Origin of the sequence: Streptococcus suis (assembly GCF_029616525.1) — a bacterium.
Taxonomy (GTDB): Bacteria; Bacillota; Bacilli; order Lactobacillales; family Streptococcaceae; genus Streptococcus; species Streptococcus suis_AF.
This window is the reverse complement of record NZ_JANFME010000014.1, coordinates 23084-48946: the sequence shown is the minus strand read 5'-3', so window position 1 is coordinate 48946 and position 25863 is coordinate 23084. Positions and strand designations below refer to the sequence as shown.

The 25863-nt window shown below is 40.7% G+C and carries 40 protein-coding genes; all 40 read right to left on the bottom strand.

Annotated elements, in window-relative coordinates:
• Nucleotides 1-256 precede the first annotated feature (256 nt).
• Nucleotides 257-1552, bottom strand: coding sequence for a glutamate-cysteine ligase family protein (locus NOL38_RS07000; protein ID WP_277941772.1), 1296 nt, complete (start codon nt 1550-1552; stop codon nt 257-259).
• 198 nt (nt 1553-1750) lie between these two features.
• Nucleotides 1751-2137 carry a 50S ribosomal protein L17 gene (gene rplQ, locus NOL38_RS06995; RefSeq protein ID WP_000331493.1) on the bottom strand — a complete coding sequence of 129 codons (387 nt, stop codon included), beginning with the start codon at nt 2135-2137 and terminating at the stop codon, nt 1751-1753.
• A 14-nt stretch (nt 2138-2151) separates the two neighbouring features.
• Nucleotides 2152-3090, bottom strand: a complete 939-nt coding sequence (locus NOL38_RS06990) for a DNA-directed RNA polymerase subunit alpha (protein ID WP_277941771.1) — start codon at nt 3088-3090, stop codon at nt 2152-2154.
• A gap of 44 nt (nt 3091-3134) precedes the next feature.
• Nucleotides 3135-3518 carry a 30S ribosomal protein S11 gene (gene rpsK, locus NOL38_RS06985; RefSeq protein ID WP_004195509.1) on the bottom strand — a complete coding sequence of 128 codons (384 nt, stop codon included), beginning with the start codon at nt 3516-3518 and terminating at the stop codon, nt 3135-3137.
• Nucleotides 3519-3535: 17 nt separating this feature from the next.
• Nucleotides 3536-3901: a 30S ribosomal protein S13 gene (rpsM, locus tag NOL38_RS06980; protein WP_002936622.1), complete on the bottom strand. Its 366-nt coding sequence runs from the start codon at nt 3899-3901 to the stop codon at nt 3536-3538.
• Nucleotides 3902-3920: 19 nt separating this feature from the next.
• Entirely contained in the window at nt 3921-4037 is a 117-nt protein-coding gene (gene rpmJ / locus NOL38_RS06975; RefSeq protein ID WP_001808836.1) for a 50S ribosomal protein L36, read from the bottom strand.
• 24 nt (nt 4038-4061) lie between these two features.
• The gene (infA, locus tag NOL38_RS06970; protein WP_002936627.1) at nt 4062-4280 is read right to left on the bottom strand and encodes a translation initiation factor IF-1; all 219 of its coding nucleotides are present in this window, start codon (nt 4278-4280) and stop codon (nt 4062-4064) included.
• A gap of 121 nt (nt 4281-4401) precedes the next feature.
• Nucleotides 4402-5043 (bottom strand): adenylate kinase, encoded by a 642-nt coding sequence (locus tag NOL38_RS06965; protein WP_002936630.1) that lies wholly within the window; start codon nt 5041-5043, stop codon nt 4402-4404.
• A gap of 93 nt (nt 5044-5136) precedes the next feature.
• Complete coding sequence (secY, locus tag NOL38_RS06960; RefSeq protein ID WP_277941770.1) at nt 5137-6447, bottom strand: preprotein translocase subunit SecY; 1311 nt, start codon at nt 6445-6447, stop codon at nt 5137-5139.
• Nucleotides 6448-6460: 13 nt separating this feature from the next.
• Nucleotides 6461-6901 (bottom strand): 50S ribosomal protein L15, encoded by a 441-nt coding sequence (gene rplO, locus NOL38_RS06955; protein ID WP_002936637.1) that lies wholly within the window; start codon nt 6899-6901, stop codon nt 6461-6463.
• 135 nt (nt 6902-7036) lie between these two features.
• The gene (gene rpmD, locus NOL38_RS06950; protein ID WP_002936638.1) at nt 7037-7219 is read right to left on the bottom strand and encodes a 50S ribosomal protein L30; all 183 of its coding nucleotides are present in this window, start codon (nt 7217-7219) and stop codon (nt 7037-7039) included.
• Between the two features lie 14 nt (nt 7220-7233).
• Nucleotides 7234-7728, bottom strand: a complete 495-nt coding sequence (gene rpsE / locus NOL38_RS06945) for a 30S ribosomal protein S5 (protein WP_002936639.1) — start codon at nt 7726-7728, stop codon at nt 7234-7236.
• Nucleotides 7729-7746: 18 nt separating this feature from the next.
• Nucleotides 7747-8103: a 50S ribosomal protein L18 gene (rplR, locus tag NOL38_RS06940; protein ID WP_002936641.1), complete on the bottom strand. Its 357-nt coding sequence runs from the start codon at nt 8101-8103 to the stop codon at nt 7747-7749.
• Nucleotides 8104-8191: 88 nt separating this feature from the next.
• The gene (gene rplF, locus NOL38_RS06935; protein ID WP_004195502.1) at nt 8192-8728 is read right to left on the bottom strand and encodes a 50S ribosomal protein L6; all 537 of its coding nucleotides are present in this window, start codon (nt 8726-8728) and stop codon (nt 8192-8194) included.
• A gap of 243 nt (nt 8729-8971) precedes the next feature.
• On the bottom strand, nt 8972-9370 hold the full coding sequence (gene rpsH / locus NOL38_RS06930) for a 30S ribosomal protein S8 (RefSeq protein WP_002936647.1): 399 nt from the start codon (nt 9368-9370) through the stop codon (nt 8972-8974).
• 306 nt (nt 9371-9676) lie between these two features.
• A complete protein-coding gene (locus NOL38_RS06925) occupies nt 9677-9862 on the bottom strand; it encodes a type Z 30S ribosomal protein S14 (RefSeq protein WP_002936651.1) in 186 nt (61 codons plus the stop codon).
• 14 nt (nt 9863-9876) lie between these two features.
• Entirely contained in the window at nt 9877-10419 is a 543-nt protein-coding gene (gene rplE / locus NOL38_RS06920) for a 50S ribosomal protein L5 (RefSeq protein ID WP_002936653.1), read from the bottom strand.
• 23 nt (nt 10420-10442) lie between these two features.
• Nucleotides 10443-10748: a 50S ribosomal protein L24 gene (rplX, locus tag NOL38_RS06915; RefSeq protein ID WP_002936656.1), complete on the bottom strand. Its 306-nt coding sequence runs from the start codon at nt 10746-10748 to the stop codon at nt 10443-10445.
• Nucleotides 10749-10828: 80 nt separating this feature from the next.
• Entirely contained in the window at nt 10829-11197 is a 369-nt protein-coding gene (gene rplN, locus NOL38_RS06910; RefSeq protein ID WP_002936658.1) for a 50S ribosomal protein L14, read from the bottom strand.
• A gap of 24 nt (nt 11198-11221) precedes the next feature.
• Nucleotides 11222-11482 (bottom strand): 30S ribosomal protein S17, encoded by a 261-nt coding sequence (gene rpsQ, locus NOL38_RS06905; protein WP_000440801.1) that lies wholly within the window; start codon nt 11480-11482, stop codon nt 11222-11224.
• Between the two features lie 23 nt (nt 11483-11505).
• A complete protein-coding gene (gene rpmC / locus NOL38_RS06900) occupies nt 11506-11712 on the bottom strand; it encodes a 50S ribosomal protein L29 (RefSeq protein WP_002936659.1) in 207 nt (68 codons plus the stop codon).
• Nucleotides 11713-11721: 9 nt separating this feature from the next.
• Nucleotides 11722-12135, bottom strand: a complete 414-nt coding sequence (gene rplP / locus NOL38_RS06895) for a 50S ribosomal protein L16 (RefSeq protein ID WP_024406767.1) — start codon at nt 12133-12135, stop codon at nt 11722-11724.
• Between the two features lie 3 nt (nt 12136-12138).
• Nucleotides 12139-12792, bottom strand: a complete 654-nt coding sequence (rpsC, locus tag NOL38_RS06890) for a 30S ribosomal protein S3 (protein WP_002936661.1) — start codon at nt 12790-12792, stop codon at nt 12139-12141.
• Between the two features lie 12 nt (nt 12793-12804).
• Nucleotides 12805-13149, bottom strand: coding sequence for a 50S ribosomal protein L22 (gene rplV / locus NOL38_RS06885; RefSeq protein ID WP_002936662.1), 345 nt, complete (start codon nt 13147-13149; stop codon nt 12805-12807).
• A gap of 17 nt (nt 13150-13166) precedes the next feature.
• Nucleotides 13167-13448 (bottom strand): 30S ribosomal protein S19, encoded by a 282-nt coding sequence (gene rpsS, locus NOL38_RS06880; RefSeq protein WP_000533766.1) that lies wholly within the window; start codon nt 13446-13448, stop codon nt 13167-13169.
• A gap of 101 nt (nt 13449-13549) precedes the next feature.
• Complete coding sequence (gene rplB / locus NOL38_RS06875; RefSeq protein WP_002936663.1) at nt 13550-14383, bottom strand: 50S ribosomal protein L2; 834 nt, start codon at nt 14381-14383, stop codon at nt 13550-13552.
• A 17-nt stretch (nt 14384-14400) separates the two neighbouring features.
• On the bottom strand, nt 14401-14700 hold the full coding sequence (locus tag NOL38_RS06870) for a 50S ribosomal protein L23 (RefSeq protein WP_004195491.1): 300 nt from the start codon (nt 14698-14700) through the stop codon (nt 14401-14403).
• The gene (gene rplD / locus NOL38_RS06865; protein ID WP_004195490.1) at nt 14700-15323 is read right to left on the bottom strand and encodes a 50S ribosomal protein L4; all 624 of its coding nucleotides are present in this window, start codon (nt 15321-15323) and stop codon (nt 14700-14702) included. Before rplD ends, NOL38_RS06870 begins: the two co-directional genes overlap by 1 nt.
• Nucleotides 15324-15347: 24 nt before the next feature.
• On the bottom strand, nt 15348-15974 hold the full coding sequence (gene rplC, locus NOL38_RS06860) for a 50S ribosomal protein L3 (protein WP_011921686.1): 627 nt from the start codon (nt 15972-15974) through the stop codon (nt 15348-15350).
• Nucleotides 15975-16185: 211 nt separating this feature from the next.
• On the bottom strand, nt 16186-16494 hold the full coding sequence (rpsJ, locus tag NOL38_RS06855; protein ID WP_002939332.1) for a 30S ribosomal protein S10: 309 nt from the start codon (nt 16492-16494) through the stop codon (nt 16186-16188).
• 665 nt (nt 16495-17159) lie between these two features.
• Nucleotides 17160-17738 carry a nucleotidyltransferase family protein gene (locus NOL38_RS06850; protein ID WP_277941769.1) on the bottom strand — a complete coding sequence of 193 codons (579 nt, stop codon included), beginning with the start codon at nt 17736-17738 and terminating at the stop codon, nt 17160-17162.
• Nucleotides 17739-17930: 192 nt separating this feature from the next.
• Nucleotides 17931-18251, bottom strand: coding sequence for a DUF1292 domain-containing protein (locus NOL38_RS06845; RefSeq protein ID WP_002939343.1), 321 nt, complete (start codon nt 18249-18251; stop codon nt 17931-17933).
• An 11-nt stretch (nt 18252-18262) separates the two neighbouring features.
• Nucleotides 18263-18682, bottom strand: coding sequence for a Holliday junction resolvase RuvX (gene ruvX, locus NOL38_RS06840; protein WP_002939356.1), 420 nt, complete (start codon nt 18680-18682; stop codon nt 18263-18265).
• Entirely contained in the window at nt 18682-18948 is a 267-nt protein-coding gene (locus NOL38_RS06835) for an IreB family regulatory phosphoprotein (protein ID WP_002939360.1), read from the bottom strand. The genes ruvX and NOL38_RS06835 overlap by 1 nt, the downstream gene beginning before the upstream one ends.
• Nucleotides 18949-19047: 99 nt before the next feature.
• Nucleotides 19048-19446 carry a transcriptional regulator Spx gene (gene spx, locus NOL38_RS06830; RefSeq protein ID WP_002939362.1) on the bottom strand — a complete coding sequence of 133 codons (399 nt, stop codon included), beginning with the start codon at nt 19444-19446 and terminating at the stop codon, nt 19048-19050.
• Nucleotides 19447-19681: 235 nt separating this feature from the next.
• Nucleotides 19682-20824: a recombinase RecA gene (recA, locus tag NOL38_RS06825; protein ID WP_277941768.1), complete on the bottom strand. Its 1143-nt coding sequence runs from the start codon at nt 20822-20824 to the stop codon at nt 19682-19684.
• 51 nt (nt 20825-20875) lie between these two features.
• Nucleotides 20876-22057, bottom strand: coding sequence for a competence/damage-inducible protein A (locus tag NOL38_RS06820; RefSeq protein WP_277941767.1), 1182 nt, complete (start codon nt 22055-22057; stop codon nt 20876-20878).
• A gap of 36 nt (nt 22058-22093) precedes the next feature.
• On the bottom strand, nt 22094-22663 hold the full coding sequence (locus tag NOL38_RS06815; RefSeq protein WP_277941766.1) for a DNA-3-methyladenine glycosylase I: 570 nt from the start codon (nt 22661-22663) through the stop codon (nt 22094-22096).
• Between the two features lie 616 nt (nt 22664-23279).
• Nucleotides 23280-23870, bottom strand: a complete 591-nt coding sequence (ruvA, locus tag NOL38_RS06810) for a Holliday junction branch migration protein RuvA (protein WP_024389679.1) — start codon at nt 23868-23870, stop codon at nt 23280-23282.
• 38 nt (nt 23871-23908) lie between these two features.
• A complete protein-coding gene (gene mutL, locus NOL38_RS06805) occupies nt 23909-25846 on the bottom strand; it encodes a DNA mismatch repair endonuclease MutL (protein ID WP_024395309.1) in 1938 nt (645 codons plus the stop codon).
• Between the last annotated feature and the right edge of the window lie 17 nt (nt 25847-25863).

The window sequence follows — 25863 nt, the reverse complement described above, 5'->3', positions numbered from 1 at the left end:
TTTTCGAAACTTTTTTTCGTTCCTCTATTAACTAGCCCCTCAAGAGACAACTCAATTATTCTATCATCTACTTTGGCAATTGTCAACCGGTTTTTTGAGATTTTTTAGATTTTTTATGAAATTTGGCGAAAAGCTGAGAGGCATACTAATCGGAGATTGTATATTTTCTTCGTATGCCTCCAGTATATCAAAATTTTACCGGTCTTTATGTTTTTTGTGAAAATCTATGCCCACCTATTCATATTTTAGTAGACTGTCACAATACCCCGAAGTCATCAATTAATGAATTGTACAGTGGAGTTAAATATTTTTCTTCACTGTATCCTCTCAAAAGGAGGGCTTCATGTGCACAATCTAATAATGTCTTAGAAAAGTCTTTCGCCATTCTTTGTTCTAAATCAGACAGTTTTTTTCTCGAAAATTGTCTACGTAGCTTCGAATAATCTCTGCCAAATTCTTTAAAAAACTCTGTACATTCCAGAATTTCTTCTAATTTCACGAGATTGGCGAGCAGACCTAAATGAAAGGCTATGGGAGCAAATGTTGTTTCAAATGGTTGTGTACATGTACTTCGAAATTCAATAGTTCCTCGTTTGGTAAGCTCTTGATAGTGGTATGAGCGATGGTTTTTGAAATCATCTGCTTTCGGAACAAAGTAACATATCTCGCCAGTTTCTGAATACGCTGCAAATTTTTCTTGCTCAAAAAAAGATTTAACAGTAATTGGTTTAAAATAATAATAGCAGTTATCCCTGATGACATAAAACATTGCGGACTCTTCTTGGTATTGACGATATTCTGCCTCAGTTTGAAATTCCTCTGAGTAGATACCAACGTTATTCTTTAAGAGGCCATGCATTGAATATTCCCAAAAATAATCCCTAGTAAGGGCCATACCATCCATATGATCGAATGGTGAATTTGCAAACAAAAACGCCTTCGCTGCTTCAATTTTATTAAACGCATTAATGACTCGTAAAAAGGATTTTCGACTCACATCAAACTGCACTTGATTTCCGCAAATAAAGCCAGCATATCCAGTATAGGGATGCATATTAGGTTTGCCTTCTCCTAGCTTGAGATAGTTCATCAACATCCTATATCGGCCCGTATCTACCGGTCTATTGTCATTGTTTTCCCAATTGGGATTTATCCCTAACCCCTGCAATTCGTGTCCATTTTGGCGCAAATAATATTGAATATTCTCTAGATATTCTTTATGACGCTCTTCTACACTACCAATATTTTTTGCTTTTGCGAATGCAAATTCTAGTGTATTATACGTGACTTCAAATAGTATGAGGTCTCCCGACTCGTGCTGGAGTTCTATCGGATTTCCTCTATCATCTCTTTTGACGATGGTAAAACCATTTTGATTAGAAAGATGTCGCATCATATCTGTAGCCACTTGGATAGAAGTTGCTTTCCCTGAGATATTAACTATCGGATATTCTAATTCTACACCTATAAACAATTCTGGCTTTTCTTTAATGTTAGCAAAATAGTGTTCTTCAAAGCAATTGCCTAGGGATGTCATGTCTTCTCTATTCATTTTATAAGTATATCAAAATTTTTGAGTAAAATAAAAACGCCTGCTTACGAAATTATTCTATCTTAGAGTAATTTCGTAAACAAGCGTCCAATCAACATGATGAGTGTTACCGCTGAGACAAGCTCAGCGGTAGACCAGAGCTAGACTAAGAATCAGAATAGGATTCCATCATCATAACACTCAACAAAATTGATGATCTTATACAAGTTCGATAATTGCCATTGGTGCAGCATCACCACGACGTGGTTCAGTTTTGAGGATACGAGTATATCCACCATTACGTTCTGCATAACGAGGTGCAATTTCAGAGAACAATTTTTGAAGTGCTGTAGTAGAAGTGTACTTATCAGTTGCTTCATCATAGTTTTCAGATGCAATTTCGTTACGAACAAATGCTGCCGCTTGACGACGTGCGTGCAAATCACCACGTTTACCAAGTGTGATCATTTTTTCAACTGTTTTACGGATTTCTTTAGCACGAGCTTCAGTTGTAACGATTGATTCGTTGATCAAAAGGTCAGTTGTCAAATCGCGCAACATTGCTTTACGTTGTGAGCTAGTGCGTCCTAGTTTACGGTATGCCATGATTTCCTCCTATATTATTTATCTTTTTTCAATCCTAGACCAAGATCAGCCAATTTAACTTTAACTTCTTCAAGACTCTTGCGACCAAGATTGCGCACTTTCATCATTTCTGGCTCAGTTTTCTCTGTCAAGTCGAATACAGTGTTAATGCCTGCACGTTTCAGACAGTTATATGAGCGAACAGATAGATCCAATTCTTCAATCGTACGATCAAGCATACGATCATCTGAAGCCACTTCAGCTTCTTTCATCACTTCTGCAGATTTTGCAACTTCAGTCAAGTCAGTGAAGAGACCTAAGTGCTCCATCAAAATGCGTGCAGAAAGACCTAAAGCATCTTCTGGAATAATGGTGCCATTTGTGTTGATTTCAAGTGTTAATTTGTCAAAACCATCGTTGCTACCAACACGAGCTGGTTCAACTTGATAATTGACTTTCTTCACTGGCGTATAGATAGAATCTACAGCAAGTGTTCCCACTGGTGCATCGTCTTTCTTATTACCCTCAGCTGGTACATAACCACGACCTGAATTGACAGTCAAAACAGCTTTAAAAGTGGCACCATCAGCAATGGTAAAGAGATAATGGTCAGGGTTTACAATTTCAATGTCACTATCTGTAAGAATGTCTCCTGCTGTTACTTCAGTTGGACCTACTACATCAAGTTCAATTTTCTTTTCGTCTTCGACATAAGATTTTACAGCAATGCCTTTGATGTTAAGAATAATTTGCATAACATCTTCACGAACACCTGGAACTGTGTCGAATTCGTGGAGTACACCATCAATTTTAATTGATGTTACTGCAGCACCTGGAAGTGAGGCAAGAAGTACACGACGAAGAGAGTTACCAAGAGTTGTACCGTAACCACGTTCTAATGGTTCGATCACAAATCTGCCGTAATCTTTATTTTCATCAATTTTTGTTATTGTTGGTTTTTCAAACTCAATCATTTCTTACTCCCTCTTAAACGAAAAGCTGTGTATGGAATGTATGATTATACACGGCGACGTTTTGGAGGACGAGCACCATTGTGTGGTACAGGAGTCACATCACGAATTGCTGTTACTTCAAGACCAGCGGCAGCAAGAGCGCGGATAGCAGACTCACGACCTGAACCTGGGCCTTTAACGGTAACTTCAACTGTTTTAAGACCGTGTTCTTGTGCAGATTTAGCAGCTGCTTCTGAAGCCATTTGGGCTGCGAATGGTGTAGATTTACGAGAACCTTTGAAACCAAGAGCACCAGCTGATGACCAAGCAATAGCGTTACCATGCACATCAGTAATCATAACAATAGTGTTATTAAATGTAGCGTGAATATGAGCAATACCAGATTCGATATTCTTTTTCACACGACGTTTACGTGTTGGTTTAGCCAATTTTTCTACCTCCTATATTATTTTTTCTTACCTGCAATCGCAACAGCTTTACCTTTACGAGTGCGGGCATTGTTTTTAGTGTTTTGTCCACGGACAGGAAGTCCACGACGGTGACGGATACCACGGTATGAACCGATTTCCATCAAACGTTTGATGTTCAAGTTAACTTCACGACGGAGGTCACCTTCAACTTTGATTGCATCAACTTCACGACGAATAGCATCTTCTTGATCTGATGTCAAATCTTTCACGCGTACATCTTCTGAAATACCTGCAGCTGCAAGAATTTTTTTAGATGTTGCAAGACCGATACCATAAACATAAGTTAATGAAATAACTACACGTTTGTCATTTGGAATGTCAACTCCAGCAATACGAGCCATGTTTTCTCCTTTCTATTTCTTAACCTTGACGTTGCTTGTGTTTAGGATTTGCTGGGCAAATCACCATAACACGACCATTACGACGAATAACTTTGCAGTATTCGCAAATTGGTTTGACCGATGGTCTTACTTTCATGTTTAATCCCTCCAAGTATTTCGACTATTTAAAGCGGTATGTGATACGTCCACGTGTCAAGTCGTATGGACTAAGCTCAACAGTTACGCGGTCACCGACCAAAATACGAATGTAGTTTTTACGGATTTTACCTGAAACAGTTGCAAGGACTTGGTGTCCGTTCTCCAACTCAACAGTAAACATAGCATTTGGCATTGTATCGACTACTTTGCCTTCAATTTCAATCACATCTTCTTTTGCCATGCAAAAGTAACCCCTCTCTAAATATCGATTTGATGTCCTCTGAACACAGAGGTAACAATTATAAGTCAGACTAGGCTATTTTATCATCTTTGTGTAAAAAATGCAAGCCAAATCTGTTAGTTTATTGCAATTTTGATAGTACTGTATCAATTGCTTGGAAAACAAGGTCAATGTCTTGGTCACCTTCAATATCATGGACCAGCCCTTTTGCACGATAATGATCAATGATTGGCTGTCCTTGTGCGATATTGACCTCTAAACGACGTTTGACAGATTCTGGCTTGTCATCTTCACGTTGATAGAAGTCTTCCTCTTTGTAGTCTCCAACAGGTGGATTGAATACTTTGTGGAAAGTCTCGCCGGTTTCTTTATGAATAATACGACCGCTGAGACGCTCTACCAATTTTGAAGGATCAATCTCAATATTGATAACACCTTGCAACTCAATTCCTAAGTCAGCCAAATTTTCATCCAAGGCATGAGCTTGTTCAATCGTACGAGGATAGCCATCTAGTAAAAAGCCTTTTTCCTTGATGTCATCCTGAACCAAACGTTCTTTGACAATGCCATTAGTAACTTCATCGGGAACGAGGTCACCCTTATCAATGTACGACTTGGCAAGAATACCCATTTCAGTCTGATTGGCCATTGCTGCACGGAACATATCTCCTGTTGAGATATGAGCAACATTGAATTTCTCAACAATCTTGGCCGCTTGTGTCCCTTTACCAGCACCTGGTAAACCCATAATTAAAAGATTCATGACAAACTCCTTATTTTGTTTTCACATAAATTTGCCATTATTGACAAACTTATCTAAAAACAAAATAGAAGGTTGACTAGGTCAACCTATATTCTATTCTGTAATTTCTAAGAAACCTACATATTTTCTCTTAAGAAGGTAGCCTTCTAATTGCTTGATGCCTTCGATACTTGTAGAGATTACGATAATCAAACTTGTACCAAGGAACGCAATGCTTGAAGAAAGCCCAAAGAGATTTTGCGCAAGGATAGGCAACAAAGCTACAAAACTCAAGAAGAGTGCACCGATTACTGCCAATCTTGTCAATAATTTTGACAAAAACTGTTCAGTGCCATTACCAGGACGAACTCCATGGATATAGGCTGCACTTTTCTGAAGGCTTTCTGCAGTCTTCTCAGGATTTACTTGAACAAAGGTGTAGAAGAATGTAAAGGCAATAATTAAACCTGCATATACAATCATACCTTTAGCAGTTGAATAATCAAAGTATTCCTGAACCGTCAATAACCACCCGGCACTCTTATTTTGACTTGCGAAATATTGAATCAAAGAAGTTGGAACTGCAGTGATTGAGCCTGCAAAGATTACGGGAATAACTCCTGCTGGATTCAATTTCAGCGGTAAATATGAGCTAGAAGGTGCTCCTTGTGCACGTTTTGTATATTGAATTGGTAATTTATATTCTGCTTGTTGTACAAAAGTTGTAAAATACACAACAAAGAATATTAATACGACGAGTGCAGCAACAAAGATTGCTGACTCCCCCAAACGACTTGATTCAATATTAACAAAGCGATCAATGTAAATCTCGTGAAAAGTTCCTGGTAGTGATGAAATGATACCCGCGAAGATAATCATTGATGTACCATTACCATAGCCCTTTTCAGAAATTTGTTCCCCCAACCAGGTTACAATAATTGAACCTGTTGTCAAAATTGATCCAATCAACAAATATGTGTGCCAATTTAATGGCATATTGGTCAATTTTGCACCAGACAAGGCATTAAAGCCTGCTGTAATACCAATCGATTGAACAAATGCCAGTACCAAAGAAATGTAGCGTGTTGCCTGATTCAGTTTACGACGACCAACTTCACCTTGCTTACCCCATTCAACAAATTTAGGTAAAATATCCATTTGCAAAAGTTGAACAATGATGGAAGCTGTAATATAAGGACTAACACCTAGCGCGAAAACTGAGAAATTACGCATAGCATTTCCCGAAACCAAGCTCAACATGTTCAAAAATGGAACATTTGACAAGGCTTCAAGACTCCTTGCGTTTACTCCTGGTACTGTAATGTGGGTTCCTACGCGGAAGACAAAAAGGATAAAGATAGTAAATAGAATTTTACTACGTACCAATTTTACCTTTAAGGCATCTTTTAAAAGTTTAAAAAACATAGGCTGTCACCTCTTAGATGACTTCTACTGAGCCACCTTTAGAAGTGATTGCTTCTTCAGCTGATTTAGAGAATTTAGCAGCTTTAACTGTCAATTTCTTCGTCAATTCACCATTACCAAGAATTTTAATTCCTGATTTTTCAGCTTTAACGATTCCAGCTTCGATAAGCACAACTGGTGTTACTTCTGCACCATCTTCAAAAGCGTTCAATTGATCAAGGTTAACGATTGCGTACTCTTTAGCGTTGATATTTGTAAATCCACGTTTTGGAAGACGACGGAACAATGGAGTTTGTCCACCTTCAAAACCTGGGCGAACACCGCCACCGCTACGAGCTTTTTGACCTTTTTGACCACGGCCAGATGTTTTACCGTTACCTGATGATGTACCACGACCTACACGGTTGCGGACTTTACGAGAACCTGTAGCAGGTTGTAATTCATGAAGTTTCATTATTATTTCTCCTCTTTTATATGCTAGCGCCTGTGAAGTACAAGAGTCTTCCTCCACAAACTCGCTGTGTGTAAATATGTAAAATGGACTAGAAGTCGCAAAGATTTCTCTATGCGACTTAGTCTATTTGTTAGATTATTTAACTTCTTCTACAGTTACCAAGTGAGAGATAGCGTTAACCATTCCAAGAATAGCTGGGTTATCTTCTTTAACAACTGAAGAGTTCAATTTACCAAGTCCAAGTGCAACAACTGTTTTACGTTGTTCTGGTTTGCGACCGATTGGAGACTTAGTCAAAGTGATTTTAATTTGAGCCATGAGTATCTCCTTTCTTATGCTAAATCAGAAACTGAGATGCCACGAAGTGCAGCCACTTCTTCAGCACGTTTCAATTGTTTCAAACCTTCAACTGTTGCGCGAACGATGTTGATTGGTGTGTTTGAACCAAGTGACTTAGAAGTCACATCTGCGATACCTGCCAATTCGATTACGGCACGAGTTGCACCACCGGCAGCAACCCCAGAACCTTCTGAAGCAGGTTTCAACAATACACGAGCGCCGCCAAATTCTGAGCGAACTTCGTGAGGGATTGTTGTACCAACCATTGGTACTTCAATCATGTTTTTCTTAGCAGATTCAACTGCTTTACGAATAGCTTCTGGTACTTCTTGAGCTTTACCAGTACCGAAACCTACGCGACCGTTACGGTCACCAACAACCACAAGAGCTGCAAAACGAAGACGACGTCCACCTTTAACAACTTTTGTAACACGGTTGATGGCTACTACGCGTTCTTCAATTTCAACTGCGTTATCTTTGAATGCCATTTCTTAGTGTCCTCCCTATTAGAATTTCAATCCGTTTTCACGAGCTGATTCAGCCAAAGCTTTCACACGTCCGTGATAGAGATATCCACCGCGGTCAAAGACCACTTCAGAAATACCTTTAGCTACCGCGCGTTCAGCAACGAGTTTACCTACAACAACAGCTTGTTCTGTCTTAGTACCTTTTGAAACTTCTTTATCAAGAGTAGAAGCGCTTGCGAGCGTTACACCCGCTACGTCATCAATCACTTGAGCGTAGATGCCTGTATTAGAACGGAAAATGTTCAAACGTGGGCGAGCAGCAGTTCCAGAGATTTTACCGCGAACGCGACGGTGGCGTTTTTGGCGGATTTTGTTTTTATCTGGTTTTGAAATCACAATATTCACCTCTTAATGTATGATTCTGTTTCTTGCGAAACAATTTGAGAAATAGTCAGCCAGGTGGCTAAGCCACCTCAGCAAGCTATTATTTACCTGTTTTACCTTCTTTACGGCGAACGAATTCACCAACGTAGCGGATACCTTTACCTTTGTATGGCTCAGGAGCGCGAAGGCTACGGATGTAAGCTGCTGTTTGACCAACAACTTCTTTGTTGATACCAGACACGACGATTTGTGTTGGTGTTGGAACTTCAAATGTAATACCTTCTGGTGCAACCACTTCATCTGGATGTGATTTACCAACAGCAAGTGTCAATTTGTTACCAGCCAATTGAGCACGGTAACCGACACCACGCATTTCAAGTTCTTTTTTGAAGCCTTCAGAAACACCAACAACCATGTTGTTGAGGTTAGCACGGCTAGTACCGTGAATAGTCTTCATTTCTTTTGAATCGTTTGGACGGTGAAGAGTTACTTCTGCACCTTCCACACGGATTTCAATAGCAGTTGGGAATTCACGAGTCAATTCCCCTTTAGGTCCTTTTACAGTTACCACGCCGTTGTTTTGAGCAAGCTCAACGCCAGCAGGCAATGTAATTACTTTATTACCAATACGTGACATATTTTTAAATTCTCCTGTTAAATTATCAAGCCGTCAAGCGACTAGTTTTCACGGGGGACTCACTTAAACACTGACTTCAGCCCGTGTTCGAATGAGCAGGTTTTATGATACCTTCAAATCAGATTATTAGATTTGAACCCGAGCTGTGACCTGTGTGAAAAAGATAAATCAAACTTGAATGCAAGCATTCTTCGTTTGATTTCCTATTTTCACTTAGGTCACTACGCTCTTGGTATCATCCAATTACCAAACGTATGCGATAACCTCACCACCAACGTTCTTTTGACGAGCTTGTTTGTCAGTCAAAAGACCTTCTGATGTTGAGATGATTGCGATACCAAGTCCATTAAGAACTTTTGGAATATCTTCACGTTTTGAGTAAACACGAAGACCTGGTTTTGAAACGCGTTTCAAGTTAGTGATAACTTTTTCACCGTTTGGTCCGTATTTCAAGAATACGCGGATGATACCTTGTTTGTCATCTTCGATGAATTCAACGTTTTTCACAAAACCTTCGTTTTTAAGGATTGTAGCAATACCTTTTTTGATGTTTGATGCAGGAACTTCAAGCACTTCGTGTTTTGCTTGATTAGCGTTACGAATACGTGTCAAAAAGTCTGCAATTGGGTCAGTCATAACCATTTGTTGTTTCTCCTCTTACTAGCAGTTTGATTAAATCACTTGCTAGTTAATTCATGATACAAAGGGCGCTAAAAAGCCAAAGTGAAAATAGAAAACTTGACGTAGAAACTGTGGTTTCTAGGAAAGTTTGTCTTTTTCACACAGGCTTTCGCCCGTGTTCAAATCGGCAAGCAAACTTTGTATCGGGGTTGTTTTAATTGAGTTCGAGCTACAACCTTAGCAAAGAAGATAGATTTTCCTAGAAGTAAACTTCATCGTCAAATCTCCTATCTTTGCCTTGGTTGCTAAACGCTCTCACATCTTATCTTACCAAGAAGCTTTTGTTACGCCAGGAATTTGTCCAAGGTAAGCCAAGTCGCGGAAGCATACACGGCACAATTTGAATTTGCGGTAAACTGAGTGTGGACGTCCACATTTTTCACAGCGTGTGTAAGCTTGTGTAGAGAACTTAGCTGGGCGTTTGTTCTTAGCGATCATTGATTTTTTAGCCATTTATTCTCTCCCTCTTATTTTGCAAACGGCATACCAAGGCCAGTAAGCAATGCACGTGATTCTTCGTCAGTGTTAGCAGTTGTAACGATAACGATATCCATACCGCGAGTTTTATCAACATCGTCGAAGTTGATTTCTGGGAAGATCAATTGCTCTTTCACACCAAGTGTGTAGTTACCACGTCCGTCGAATGACTTAGTTGGTACACCGTGGAAGTCACGTACACGTGGAAGTGAAACTGTAACCAATTTGTCCAAGAATTCATACATACGTTCGCCACGAAGAGTTACTTTCGCACCGATCGCAACACCCTCACGAAGACGGAAGCCGGCGATTGATTTCTTAGCTTTAGTGATAAGTGGTTTTTGACCTGAGATCAAAGCCAATTCTTGAGCAGCTTTCTCAAGGTTTTTAGCGTTAGAAACAGCGTCACCAACACCCATGTTCAAAACGATCTTATCAACTTTTGGCACAGCCATAACTGAAGAATAGTTAAATTGTTCAGTCAAAGCAGGAACTACTTCATTAAGATATTTTTCTTTTAAACGATTTGCCATTATACTTCTCCTTTCCTTCGTGATTAATCAAGCACTTCGCCTGATTTTTTGTTGTAGCGAACTTTTTTGCCGTCTACAAACTTGTAACCAACGCGTCCTGCAACACCATTTTTGTCAAGAACTTGAACGTTTGACACATGGATTGGAGCTTCTTTTTCAACGATAGCGCCTTGAGGGTTTTCGCTGTTTGGTTTTTGGTGTTTCTTAACGATGTTAACACCTTCAACAATAACTTTGTTTACTTTTGGAAGTGCTGTTACGACAACTGCTTCAACGCCTTTGTCTTTACCAGCGATTACGCGAACTTTATCGCCTTTTTTTACAAACATTTGATTTCTCCTATGATTTCTTACGCCCTAATGGGCACCCTGTTACTCTGGTGAGATAACAGGGGACTTAGTTTGTTAGATTAAAGTACTTCTGGTGCCAATGAAACGATTTTCATGAAACCGCCATCACGCAATTCGCGTGCCACTGGGCCAAAGATACGAGTTCCGCGAGGGTTTTTATCTTCACGGATGATAACTGCAGCATTCTCATCGAATTTGATGTATGAACCATCAGCACGACGAGCACCTGTCTTAGTACGAACGATAACGGCTTTAACAACGTCACCTTTTTTAACCGCACCACCAGGAGTAGCTTGTTTTACTGAAGCAACGATGATGTCGCCGATGTTCGCGAATTTACGTCCTGAACCACCAAGAACTTTGATTGTCAAGATTTCACGTGCGCCACTGTTGTCAGCAACTTTCAAACGAGTTTCTGTTTGAATCATGTCAATTTTCTCCTTTCAGGTTGATTAAATGATAACTGCCTCTTCCACAACTTCTACAAGACGGAAACGTTTTGTAGCTGAAAGTGGGCGAGTTTCCATGATACGAACGATATCGCCTTCTTTAGCAACATTGTTTTCATCATGAGCTTTGTACTTTTTAGAGTAGTTAATACGTTTACCATAGACTGGGTGGTTACGTTTAGTTTCAACTACAACTGTGATTGTTTTGTCCATTTTGTCAGATACTACGCGTCCAACAAGAACTTTACGATTATTGCGTTCCATTGAAATTCTCCTTTCCCAATCTATTATTTAGTTTCAGATTGCACAGTTTTGATACGTGCAATTTGTTTCTTCACTTCGTTCAAACGAGCAGTTTGCTCAAGTTGACCAGCAGCAGCTTGGAAACGAAGTTCGAAGAGTTCTTTCTTCAATTCGTTTTCTTTCTTAGCAAGTTCTTCTTGAGAAAGGCCACGAAGTTCTTTTACAAAATCTTTAATTTCTTGAAGTTTCATGTCTTCTCCTTATTCTGCTTCACGTTTTACGAATTTAACTTTAACTGGCAATTTATGACCAGCAAGGCGGAATGCTTCACGTGCGATTTCTTCAGAAACGCCAGCTACTTCAAACATAACCTTACCGCGTTTAACTGGAGCTACCCAACCTTCAGGAGCACCTTTACCAGAACCCATACGTACACCGATAGCTTTAGCAGTGTATGATTTGTGTGGGAAGATCTTAATCCAAACTTTACCACCACGTTTCATGTAATGCGTCATAGCGATACGGGCAGCTTCGATTTGGCGGTTTGTAATCCATGAGCTAGTAGTTGCTTGAAGACCGTATTGACCAAAGTCTACTTGTTTTCCACCTTTAGCTTCACCGCGCATTTTTCCACGGAATTCACGACGGTGTTTTACACGTTTAGGTACTAACATTTGTTATTTACCTCCTTTAGTGTTTTTACGAGCTGGAAGAACTTCACCACGGTAGATCCATACTTTAACACCAAGTTTACCGTAAGTTGTCAAAGCTTCTTCCCAAGCGTAGTCGATATCCGCACGAAGTGTATGAAGAGGAACAGTTCCTTCTGAGTAGCCTTCTGCACGGGCAATATCAGCACCGTTCAAACGACCAGAAACTTGTGTTTTGATACCTTTTGCACCAGCGCGCATTGCACGTTGGATAGCTTGTTTTTGAGCACGGCGGAATGCCACACGTTGCTCCAATTGACGAGCGATTGACTCACCAACAAGGTGTGCATCCAAATCAGGTTGTTTGATTTCGATGATGTTGATGTGTACTTGCTTACCAGTCAATTTGTTCAATTGAGCACGAAGTGCATCAACGTTGCTACCAGCTTTACCGATAACCATACCTGGCTTAGCAGTGTGGATAGAAACGATTACTTTATTTACAGCACGTTCGATTTCGATTGTTGATGTTGACGCATCAGCCAATTCTTTTTTGATAAAGTTGCGGATTGCAAGATCTTCATGAAGGTAATCCGCGTATTCTTTTTCAGCATACCATTTAGCATCCCAATCACGGATGATGCCAACACGCATACCAATTGGATGTACTTTTTGACCCACGTTTTTACCTCCTTATTTCTCTGCCACAACTACAGTGATGTGAGCTGTGCGTTTGTTGATTGGTGAAGCTGAACCTTTCGCACGTGGACGGAAACGTTTCAACGTCGGTCCTTCGTTTGCGAATGCTTCGCTGACTACCAAGTTAGCTTTTTCCAAACCAAAGTTGTTTTCAGCGTTAGCGATTGCTGAGTTCAAAACTCCCTCGATAATGCCTGCAGCTTTGTTTGGTGTGAATTTCAAGATTGCGATTGCGTCTGCTACGCTTTTGCCACGGATGTTATCCAAGACAAGACGTGATTTACGAGGTGAAACACGTACTGTGCGAGCAGTTGCTTTAGCTGAAGTAATTTCTGCCATTGTGTTTTCCTCCTAAATTATTTACGACGAGTTTTCTTGTCGTCAGCAGCATGACCTTTGTAAGTACGAGTTGGTGCAAATTCACCAAGTTTGTGACCTACCATGTCTTCTTGAATGTATACAGGTACGTGTTTACGTCCATCGTAAACTGCGATTGTATAACCGATGAAACTTGGGAAGATCGTTGAACGACGTGACCAAGTTTTAATTACTTTTTTCTTTTCGTCGTTTGCTTGAGCTTCAACTTTTTTCATCAAATGCTCATCGACGAAAGGTCCTTTTTTAAGACTACGTCCCATTTTAGTGTTTTCTCCTTTAAAATATGTACCACAGCGGCTTGCCCGCTTTGCGGGCTACCGAGTTGGCGGATGATATAGAATGCTAGGCAACTAAGAATAGATTATTTTTGGTTGCGACGACGAACGATAAGTTTGTCAGATTTAGCTTTCTTGTTACGAGTTTTCAAACCAAGAGCTGGTTTACCCCATGGTGTAGATGGTGCTTTACGACCAACTGGTGCTTTACCTTCACCACCACCGTGTGGGTGATCGTTAGGGTTCATTACAGAACCGCGAACTGTTGGACGGATACCTTTCCAACGGCTACGACCTGCTTTACCAAGGTTGACAAGGCCATGTTGTTCGTTACCTACAGTACCAACAGTAGCACGGCAAGTACCAAGGATCATACGAACTTCACCTGATTGAAGGCGAACAAGAACGTATTTACCTTCTTGACCAAGAACCTGTGCAGATGCACCAGCAGCACGAACCAACTCACCACCGCGACCTGGTTTCAACTCGATGTTGTGAACAACAGTACCGACTGGGATGTTTGCAAGTGGAAGTGCGTTACCAACTTTGATATCTGCTTCTGGACCTGAAACGATGCGTTGACCAACTTCAAGACCTTTAGGAGCAATGATGTAAGCTTTAACACCGTCTGTGTAGTGTACAAGAGCGATGTTTGCTGAACGGTTTGGATCGTATTCGATAGTTTTAACGATTGCTTCAACGCCATCTTTGTTACGTTTGAAGTCTACCAAACGGTAGAAACGTTTGTGACCGCCACCTTGGTGACGAACAGTGATGCGACCGTTGTTGTTACGACCAGCTTTGCTCTTCAAAGCAACAAGCAAGCTTTTTTCTGGAGTGCTTGTTGTGATTTCAGCGAAGTCCAAAGAAGTCATGTTACGACGGCCATTTGTCGTTGGTTTATAAACTTTAATACCCACGTTAATTCCTCCTTTGATTATTCAGCGTCAGCTGTAGCGAACAATTCGATCGCTTTTGAATCAGCAGCCAATGTGATGATTGCTTTTTTCACTTTGTTTGTGCGACCTACATAACGACCTACGCGTTTTGTTTTAGGTTTCACGTTGATTGTGTTAACATTTGCAACTTTAACACCCTCGAATGCAGCTTCAACAGCTTGCTTGATCAAGAGTTTGTGTGCACGAGTGTCAACTTCAAATACATACTTGCCTGCTTCGAGTTGGCCCATTGAGCTTTCTGTGATGACAGGTTTTTTGATAACATCATACAAATTCATTATGCAAGAACCTCCTCAATTTTAGAGATAGCTGCTTGAGTTACAAGAAGTTTGTCTGCATTTGCGATGTCAAGTACGCTTGCAGTTGTTGCAGTTGCAACTTTAACTCCTGGGATGTTACGAGCAGAAAGAGCTGCGAATTCGTTGCCTTCTTCAAGAATAACAAGGACTTTAGAATCAATGCTCAATGCTGCAAGTACTTTTGCAAATTCAGCAGTTTTTGGAGCTGTGAATTCAAGTGAGTTAACAGCTACAAATTTGTTTTCAGCAACTTTTTCTGAGTAAACAGATTTAAGTGCCAAGCGACGAACTTTTTGTGGAAGTTTGTACGCGTATGAACGTGGAGTTGGTCCGAAGACTACGCCACCGCCACGCCATTGTGGTGAGCGGATAGAACCTTGACGAGCACGTCCAGTTCCTTTTTGACGCCATGGTTTGCGTCCGCCACCTGAGACTGCTGAACGGTTTTTAACTGCGTGAGTACCTTGACGAAGGCTAGCACGTTGGCTGATGATCACATCAAATACAACTGCTTGGTTTGGCTCGATACCAAAAATCGCATCGTTAAGAACTACTTCACCAGCTTGTTTACCAGTTTGGTCAAATAATGTTACGTTTGCCATTTCGACTGATTTCCCCTTTCCTTATTATTTACCAGCTTTAACTGCTGACTTGATAGTGATAAGAGATTTCTTAGCACCTGGTACGTTACCTTTGATGAGGATAACGTTCTTTTCTGGAACAACTTGTACAACTTCAAGGTTTTGAATTGTTACACGGTTGCCGCCCATACGACCTGCAAGGTTTTTACCTTTGAATACACGGTTAGGTGCAACAGGACCCATAGAACCTGGACGACGATGGTAACGAGAACCGTGAGCCATAGGACCACGTGATTGACCATGGCGTTTGATAACACCTTGGAAACCTTTACCTTTAGATGTACCAGTTACATCAACAACATCACCAGCTGCGAAAGTTTCAACTGTAATTTCTTGTCCAACTTCCAAGCCTTCAATGTTTTTGAATTCACGAATGAAGCGCTTAGGAGCTGTGTTAGCTTTAGCTACATGGCCTTTGGCAGGTTTGTTGCTCAATACTTCACGTTTGTCATCAAAACCAACTTGAACTGCTGCATAACCATCAGTTTCAACTGTTTTCACTTGAAGAACAACGTTTGGAGTTGCTTCGATGACAGTTACAGGGATAAATTCACCAGATTCAGTGAAGATTTGAGTCATTCCCACTTTTTTCCCTAAGATTCCTTTTGTCATGAGAAAAATATTCCTTTTCTTAATTTTGTATTTAAAAAGTTTTTAACGAGCGTTTTTCATGCTCAAATCAAGATACAAAGGGCGTCGAACTCAAAGTGAAAATAGGAAACTTGACAAAGAAACTTCTGTTTCTAGGAAAGTTTATCTTTTTTCACACGGAGTTTAGCCCGTGTTCAATTTTGAACACTTGCTTTTCTACCTTGCGACTTGATTACAATTTGATTTCTACGTTTACACCACTTGGAAGATCCAATTTCATCAAAGCATCAACTGTTTTTTGAGTTGGGTTGATGATATCAATCAAACGTTTGTGTGTACGCATTTCGAACTGCTCACGAGAATCTTTATACTTGTGAGTCGCACGGATGATTGTGTAGAGGCTACGTTCTGTTGGAAGCGGAACTGGACCTGCTACTTGAGCACCTGTACGTGTTGCAGTTTCAACGATTTTTGCAGCTGCTGTATCAAGTGTACGGTGTTCGTACGCTTTCAAGCGGATGCGAATTTTTTTGTTTGCCATCTTTTTCTCCTTTTCGTCTATTTAACATAATAGGCTAGCTCCACAAGAAAACCAACACGTGCTGCGTGGCAATGCAACCGAGCGTGTCGCAACCTCTTGCATCAAAGCTACAGCCGTAATTTTTACGGCACTAGAACATTCTACCAGATTCTACTTGCCATTGCAAGAGTTTTTACTCAAAAATTCAAAAAATCCCAAAACTTTTATTTCAGGATTCTTCATTACTTATTTTTTATTTGAGTTAACTATCAACGTTTTTTCAAATATCCTTGTAACTCTCGAATTATTTTTTTGACTGCCAGTAAAACTCTGTCTGCTTATCAATTTTTCATATTTTCAAGTCGGTCATTGATTAAATTTTTTCGATAATCTCTCAGGAGACCCCATAACATCAGCAACTCATCATTACCCAAGCTCGGTGATTGAATCAAACCATGAATATCTTCATGGAGGAGACGATCAAATTTACATTTTTGACTTTCCTGTTTACGAATTATAGCCTCGATATGGTTTCTAAATTTAACTTTGAAGTAACAATATAGCCTACCTAAGTTTCTAAGCTTCAAACAAACCGTTTCAAATTCCATAACATAGTCAGTCTCCCGTAGTTGATTGTTTTACTTTATAAAAAAAATACTGTTTTTTGCCTACTTACTTGGTGGGAGTTAGGTCTCTTTTACTGTTAGCGATAGCCACCTATTTTTCCACTGTTTCTTAAGAATTCTTTGTCGATACAATTCCATGCGATTAGGATCCGCTAAGAAATGTGGTGTTGGCCGTACTTGGTAAGCATAAATGTCATCCAATCCAAAAGGAGCAAATATTTCTAATTTATTTCTTTCTGTTCGACAAATACCTATCGCTGTGCATCTTTCTGGAAATTTTTCAATCGCATCCCTTGATGATTGATACGGTTTAGTATTCGGACTATGGATATGCATATACACTTGATTTTTTAATTCCCATCGATAGGCTGGATAGTTTTGATATAAATCGCTTTCTATTTCCATTGTCTCTTCATAAGAAATATTTTCATCAAAAAACACAAGATCAACATCTGTTTCTTCATCAAAACTGTATTGATTCCAAATGAAATTACGGATAGTTCCCGCACAGAGCCAGCAATCTGATAAATTCAGTCTATCCATTATGTCTAATATGACCAAAATATTTTTATCAGCCAGTAGATGCCTCTCTAATTCCTCACTCAGCTTCTTACTTCTTTCTGTAAAACTATCTTTCATCTGGCCTCCCTTTTGATTTTCTGGCTTATGATTCATTCCTCGCCTTGCTGTTAAACAGTCTCTTCCCAGACTGCTTCACTCCACCTGACCTCAATTCGCTCTTTGATTTTCAGCTCATGATAAAAAGGTCCACTGGACCTTAATTCGCTTTCTTGTTTTCAGGCTCATGATAAAAAGGTCCACTGGACCTTTTTATTCCTCTTCCATAAAGCTGTTGAAGACTTCTTCAATCATATCCCATTCTGCTGTTGCGTCTTCTGGGATAGGTTGCAAATCACCTTCTGTGCCATTCTCATTCTCGATGTATGAGTAGGCTTGGATTTCAACTTCTCCGTTCTCATCTTCTTCTGCACTTGCAGGAATCAAGAGAACATAGTTCTTACCAAACTCTTCTTGACCGTCAATCGTCAATAAGATTTCAAAAAGTGTTTCGTTACCTTGGTCGTCTACCAAAGTAATCAATTCACGTTCGTCGTGGTTGTGGTCGTGTTCATGGTCATGATGATGTGCCATTAGAATCTCCTTTAAAATGTTCTATCTAAATAATTTTGTAAAATCAGCTGAGCTGCTAATTTATCGATAACTTTCTTGCGTTTTCCTCGGCTGATATCCGCTTGCTCAATCAGCATCCGTTCTGCTGCAACAGTTGTTAAACGTTCATCCTGATAATCAACTGGAAGTTTATAACGCTCAGTCAATAAATCACCGTAAGCTTGACTAGCTTCCACACGTGGACCACTAGTATTATTCATATTCTTCGGCAAGCCTACAACAAATTTATCAACCTTGTACTGTTCTACAAGTTCGGTCAAACGCTCCAGACCGAATTCGCCCTTTTCTTCATCGATTGGGATGATTTCCAACCCTTGGGCCGTGAAACCTAACGGATCTGAAATAGCTACACCAACTGTCTTGGAACCGACGTCTAATCCCATTATTCTCATTAGAGGTCAATCCCATTCCCTTTCAAATAGTAGCGCACCAATTCTTCAATGATTTCATCTCGTTCATGTTTACGAATCTGATTGCGGGCATCATTATAGCGAGGAATATAAGCAGGGTCCCCACTTAATACATAGCCAATGATTTGGTTAATCGGATTATAGCCCTTTTCCTCTAGCGAACGATAAACACTAGTCAATGTCTTGCTGATTTCTTGTTTATCTGTATCATCTAGGCGAAAACGAACGGTTTCTTCGGTAAATCCCATACTTACACCTTCTTTCCCTATTTTTTACATTATATCACAAATTTTAATTATTCTCAAAAAATGCGCAAAAAGAACCCCAAAAGAGTCCTTTTGTACATCTTATAGAGCTGCTCTCATACGAGCCTGAGCATTTTCAACATTGCGCACTGCACGTGGCAAGAAAGCGCGTATATCGTCTTCTTTATAGCCCACTTGAAGTCGTTTCTCATCGATCAAGATTGGACTCTTCAAAATACGTGGGTTAGAGGTAATTAAATCAATGACCTCGTTCACACTCAACTCTTCAATATCAAAGTCCAGACTCTTTGCATAACGGTTTTTTGACGATACGATACTTGCAATACCATTCTCTGTTTTGGTTAAGATGTTTAGGATTTCTTCCTTAGTAATGGCTTCCTTCGCAAGATTATGCTCATTATAAGATAATTGGTGAGCATTTAACCAATTTTTCGCTTTCTTACAAGAAGTACAACTAGATACAGTATAAATTTTAATCATGTAGTCACTCCTTTGCTACATTTTATTAAGCACATTATAGACTATTATATCATAAATTCCCTCGGTCTGCAGACCTATTTTTTAAAAAAACTTTAAATTTTGGGGTAAAAATTCGGTTTTTATTAGAAAAAAGCCTGGAATCTCCAGACTTTTTCGTTCTTATACTAAACAACTTCATACATACCTATAACAGATAGGTATCAATAGTTCAATATTAAATCTATTTTGTTAGGAATTAATCTTCTAATTCAATACCGCCATCAAGATCTAGGATAACATCTTGGATTTCTTCCGCAACAACAGGAGCTTCTTCGGTCGCAACTCCATCTGCTTCGATCAAGCCATAATGAACACGTATCTTGCGGTCAATTTCATCAAAGATTGCTGGATTATCTGCTAAGAATTTCTTAGCATTTTCAGAACCTTGGCCAATTTTTTCTCCATTATATGAATACCAAGCCCCTGCTTTTTGGATGATGCCGAGGTTGCTACCAATCTCAATCAATTCACCTGTGCGAGAAATTCCTTCACCGTACATGATTTCAACAACAGCTTCTTTAAATGGTGGAGCCACCTTGTTCTTCACAATCTTCACCTTGGTTTCCTTACCAACGTTTTGATCTTTCTTGTCACCTGTTCCTTTGATTTGTGTGTTTCCACGAACATCCATACGGACAGATGCATAGAATTTAAGCGCACGACCACCAGGTGTTGTTTCAGGGTTACCAAACATGACACCGACTTTTTCACGTAATTGGTTAATGAAAATGGCAACCGTCTTAGTTTTATTAATTGATGCACCTAGTTTGCGCATAGCCTGGCTCATCATACGAGCCTGCAAACCAACGTGGCTATCACCAATATCACCGTCGATTTCTGCACGTGGTACTAGGGCAGCAACAGAGTCCACAACAACCAAGTCAACCGCACCAGAGTCGATCAACTTACCTGCAATTTCAAGACCTTGCTCCCCTGAGTCTGGCTGTGACAAGAGCAACTCATCAATATTGACACCAAGAGCTGCTGCATAGGCTGGATCTAAGGCATGTTCTGCATCGATAAAGGCAGCAATACCGCCATCTTTCTGGGCTTGAGCTACTGCATGAAGGGCAACAGTTGTCTTACCTGAACTCTCTGGACCATAAATCTCAATGATACGGCCCTTCGGATATCCACCTGCTCCAAGCGCAATGTCGATTGACAAGCTACCTGAGCTCATGACTTGAACTTTTTGCTCAGCACGCTCACCAAGACGCATAACAGCACCCTTACCAAAATCTTTTTCAATTGATTTTAGGGCATCATCCAGCGCTTTTTTACGCTCATCTCCAAATTTCTTTGTAATATCTTCTAATTTTTTTCCTGGTTTCTTAGCCAATGATTTTCTCCTCTTTTCTTAGTCAAACTATTATAGCAAATATCTGCTATTTCACAAAGTGTTTCGTACAAAATCCCAGGCCTGCAGACAAGCAAGCTGGCGAAGGTATTGCCACGAATAACCACCTAAATCTATCTCTTTTTGGGAAATACCCGAGGTCGTAGCCAAAGTGAGGTATACTTTTGCAAGTACGTTGTCCTCTGTTGATTCCGGTTTGATAAGCACAGACACAGCCAAACCTAAATCAGCTTGCAGCTCCTGCCGAATGCAGTCAACTTCCTCTGATAGCCAGCCCGATTCTGTCCCTAGCTGACCGATGACTTTTCCTCCGCTAAAATACGGCTGATCAGCCAAAGCCAGGCTCAATTCAGCTTGCAAGAGACCACCTGTCCCCTGTTCGACGATAGCGATGGTTTGTCTTTTCTCCGCCAAACGAGTCGCTACCGTTTTGACCAAACTATTGTCCTCTCCGTAGGCATAGAAATAGTCTGCCAGTTTGTCATGTTGTAAGATTTCCTCTTCCAACTGATTCAAACGTAAATTTGCCTCTTTTTGGCTGGTCGCTTTGGTGGACAAGCGTAAAGTCACCTCTCCAACTTTTGCATAAGGAGCAAGAGTTGGGTCTGTCTGCTTGTCGATCAAGTCCGCCAAAACAGTCACTAACTGGCTTTCACCAATGCCAAAAAAACGTAGGACACGCGAATAAAGTTGCTGCTGAGATTGGGACAGTAAAGGTAAGAGACTCTCAGAAAACATGGCCGTAAGCTCACTTGGTGGGCCAGGCAAAACAATATAGGTTACACCATCTTGCTCAACCATACCACCAACAGCTAAACCAGCTGGATTCTGTAACGCCTGACTTCCCTCCACAATCTGTGCCTGACGTTCATTATTTGGTGTACGGACACGACCTGGGCGACTGGCAAAGAAACGGTCTAATTTTGCCATAGCCAACTCATCAAACACAAGATTTCTACCTAAGAAGGTCGCCAAGGTCTGCTTGGTCAAGTCATCCTCAGTTGGACCAAGTCCTCCACAGAGAATGACCAAGTCGCTCCGCTGACTGGCTACTTCCAGTACAGACAGAAGCCTGTTTTCATTATCTCCAACAGCTGTATGGAAATAAACATCAATTCCCAGCTCTGCACATTTCTCCGAAAGGAACTGAGCATTGGTATTAACGATTTGACCTGTCAAAATCTCCGTCCCAACGGCGATTAGTTCTGCTTTCATATTCCTCCTCTGTCTAGGGTGCGATTGCTCGCTCATCTAATTAATTCGTAATTTCTTTCCAATCTCGCAAGTTTCTTCATGTTCATTCAACAGACCTGAAGCCTGCAAATAGGAGTAAATACAGACAGGCCCTACAAATTTGAAACCTCGTTTCTTCAAATCTTTTGAAATCCGCTCAGACAAGTCGTTCTTGGTCGGCAATTCTCGGAAGGACTTGACAGGGTTGTCGATAGATGTAAAGTTAACCCATTCCCAAAGATACGTATCAAACGTACCGAATTCCTCCTGTACTCGAAGAAAGGCCTGAGCATTGGCGCGGGTAGCGTACAGCTTTGCCTTATGACGAATGATGTCTGAATTGGTCAGAAGGCTATCTAACTCTCTATCTGTCATGGCCGCAACCTTTTGAATATCATAGTTGAAAAAAGCAGAGCGAAAAGCCTGGCGTTTATTGAGAACAATTTCCCAGGAAAGTCCTGCTTGGTAGGATTCCAAGCAAAGCAACTCAAACAAAGACTGCTCATCGTGAAGTGGCTTGCCCCATTCTTCATCATGGTAAGCAATATAGAGTGGATTGTTGGGATTGACCCAAGCACAAGGGGACATAGAAACTCCTTTTCGTGAATAACTAAAGTGCGAATCAGGATAAACTGACTGAAACACGGCTATGATACAAACTGAATCCTAAATATCACCGAATAACGCAGTTGACATCTGGCAAAAGGCTTCGTCAAAACTCGCCTTTTACCTAGTTGTCATTGCGGAGGTCTCACAACGAAATTTCTTGCAAAATTTCTGTTCGGCCGTCTATTTTCTCTTTGTCCTTCACGTCCTTTATATCTGGACACGACATGAGCCACAAAAATCGATATTATTTTTGTGACGAATTAGTAAGGTACCTAGGCAAGTCGCAAATAGCGATTGCCGTAGTGGGAGCGGGAAAGAATTCGACAGGCAGAAAAAGAATTCGTCTTCCCGCCCCCGCACAGTTGATTAGGCCAGATTTGATGTGTGAAACACGAACAAATCTGCCAATCAACCACTGCGCTGAAATGTTGACTCAAACTTTGAGTAACAAAACAAAACTTTTTAACCATCATACTGGTACGTTAATTGAACACGGCTACGATACTTTGCAAAAAGATAAAGACTTCCTAGATGCTAAAGCCTCTGCGTCAGCTTTTCTATTTTGCTTTGTATCGCTTAACGCCTTAGTATCCCATTACTTCATCAGCATTTTAAGTGCTGACTTGATGTAGTTTTCTGCGGTGTCGTTGGTACCGTCGAAGAATTTCTTGATTTTCTTGAGTTCGGCTGGACGGTAACCAAGGGCTTCCATGGCTTCCATAGCTTCATCGAGGGCAATATTTTCACTGGATGGTGCTACTTGTTGAACAGGACCCGCTTCTTCGCTCATGACAAACTTGCCTTCTAGGTCCAAAATCATCTGCTGGGCTGTTTTCTTGCCAATCTTTGGAAACTTGGTCAGATAAGTAATATTTTTTTGCTCAATAGCACGCACCAGACCATCATTATCATCAACAGCAATAATAGCCAGAGCTGTTGTTGGACCAATACCTGATACTGAAATCAGACTCAGAAAGACGGATTTTTCATTTTCTGTAGCAAATCCGTAGAGCAAATGAGCATCTTCACGAATCACCTGATGAGTATAGACAGTCACTTCTTGCTGAACTTGTCCTGAATAGGCGTAGGGATTAGCAACCTGCAAGATATAGCCTACTCCTTGCGTTTCTACCACAATGTATTTTGCAGTTATTTTCGTTAAAATTCCTTTAATATAGTCGTACATATACTTCCTTTACTAATGTGTCAACTTTTTCAACTATGTTAATACTTGCCCAACTCTCGCAAACTCGTGTGATTTTCTTGAATGCGACGGAACATCTTTTCCATATCTGACTTGCTAAAATGTACTAAGACTGGGCGACCGTGCGGGCAGTTATAGGGATTTTGGCAGTAAGACAATTGTCTCAATAAATCACGCGCCGAATAATCATCCAAAGCATGGTTGGCCTTGATTGACCGTTTACAAGACATCATGATAGCCAGTTCTGCCCGATACTGCTTGATTGACACCTGATCCGTCAAGAGCAACATGTCGCACATCTCATAAATGCCAGACTCAATCTCTTCTTCCTTCATCCAAATAGGATGTTCACGCAGAATAAATTGATTAGCTCCATATTCTTCCAAGTTGACACCAACTTGACGAAGGGCATCCATTTTGTGGACGAGGTCAAGGGCATCATTCTGCGGAAATTCAAAAATATACGGCACCAATAACTGTTGAGCTGAATTGTCAACCTGTCCAATTTTCTCACGGTAGTATTCGTATTTGACCCTCTCTTGTGCGGCATGCTGGTCAATGATATAAAGTCCTGTCTTGCCTTGTGCAAATAAATACGTCCCGTGCATCTGACCAAAATATTCTAACTCTGGAAATGTCGAGGTTGCCTCCCGGTCTAATTTATCTGCCAGTTTTGCCAATTCTTTTGCGCTTAGATTGGGATGCTCTTGATCTTCTGATTCCACCGACTGACGTTCTGCAAATTGAACAGATGTAGGTTTATTTTCGACAGGCGACTCAACAATCTCTTGCCTATCCTCTTCGAGAGGTTTGACATCCTCAGCGACAACATCTGGTTTTAAGAAGAAGTCTTGCTTAATCGTATCATAATAGATTTTTGGCTCTCTGAGTGGTAAGGTGCCTTGCTCTGCTTTTACTTTTGGTCGAGTACTTGACTGAGCTAAATTCTCAAGAGCATCTGGTATCAAGTCCTGCTCTTTAAGCGCTTGACTAATCGCCTCTCGAATCAAGGTCATGAGTTCTTTTTCCTTGGAGATGCGAACTTCCTGCTTGGTCGGATGCACATTGACATCAGCAAGATAGGGGTCAATTTCTATAGAAATGACTGCCAACGGAAAGCGTCCAACCATCAACTTACTGCCGTAACCTTCCAAAATCGCTCGATTCAGCAAAAAATTCTTGATATAACGACCGTTGATGAAAATGGAAATATAGTTGCGGTTGGCACGAGTCAACTCTGGCAAGGAAACATAACCTGAAATCTGAAAATCCAGATCTTCTGCCTCAATTTCAACCATTTTTTTGGCGGAAGCAATCCCATAAATCCCTGAAATTGCCTGACGAAGTTTCCCTGTCCCTGCAGTTCTAATTAATTCTCGCCCTTCGTTTACTAAGGCAAAGGCTATTTCCGGATGAGCTAGGCTCAATCGATTTACAACATCAACAATATGTGATAATTCAGCCTGTTGACTGCGAACGTATTTGAGACGAGCAGGGGTATTGTAAAATAAATCCGAAACAGTAATCTGTGTGCCAACTGGACGACTAACTGGCTCCTCTTTCTCGATGACACCACCTTTGGCCTCCAAATGAAGCCCGTGTGCAGAGTCTGCCGTAGCTGTCTCAATGATCATATGACTGACAGAAGCAATGGAAGGCAGAGCTTCTCCACGAAAACCGAGGGTGCGAATACGAAACAAATCCGATTGATTTTTTATCTTACTGGTGGCGTGACGGCGGAGGGCAAGCGCTACTTCATCAGGGGCAATCCCCTCACCGTTATCCGTAATTTGAATCATTTTAAGGCCAGCCTCTTCAACACTAATTTCAATCTGACTAGCCCCTGCGTCAATGGAATTTTCCACCAACTCCTTAACCACACTGGCTGGTCGCTCAATGACCTCACCAGCCGCAATCTGGTTGGCTAGTATTTCTGGTAGTTCGATAATATGTGACATCATTTCTCCTACATTTC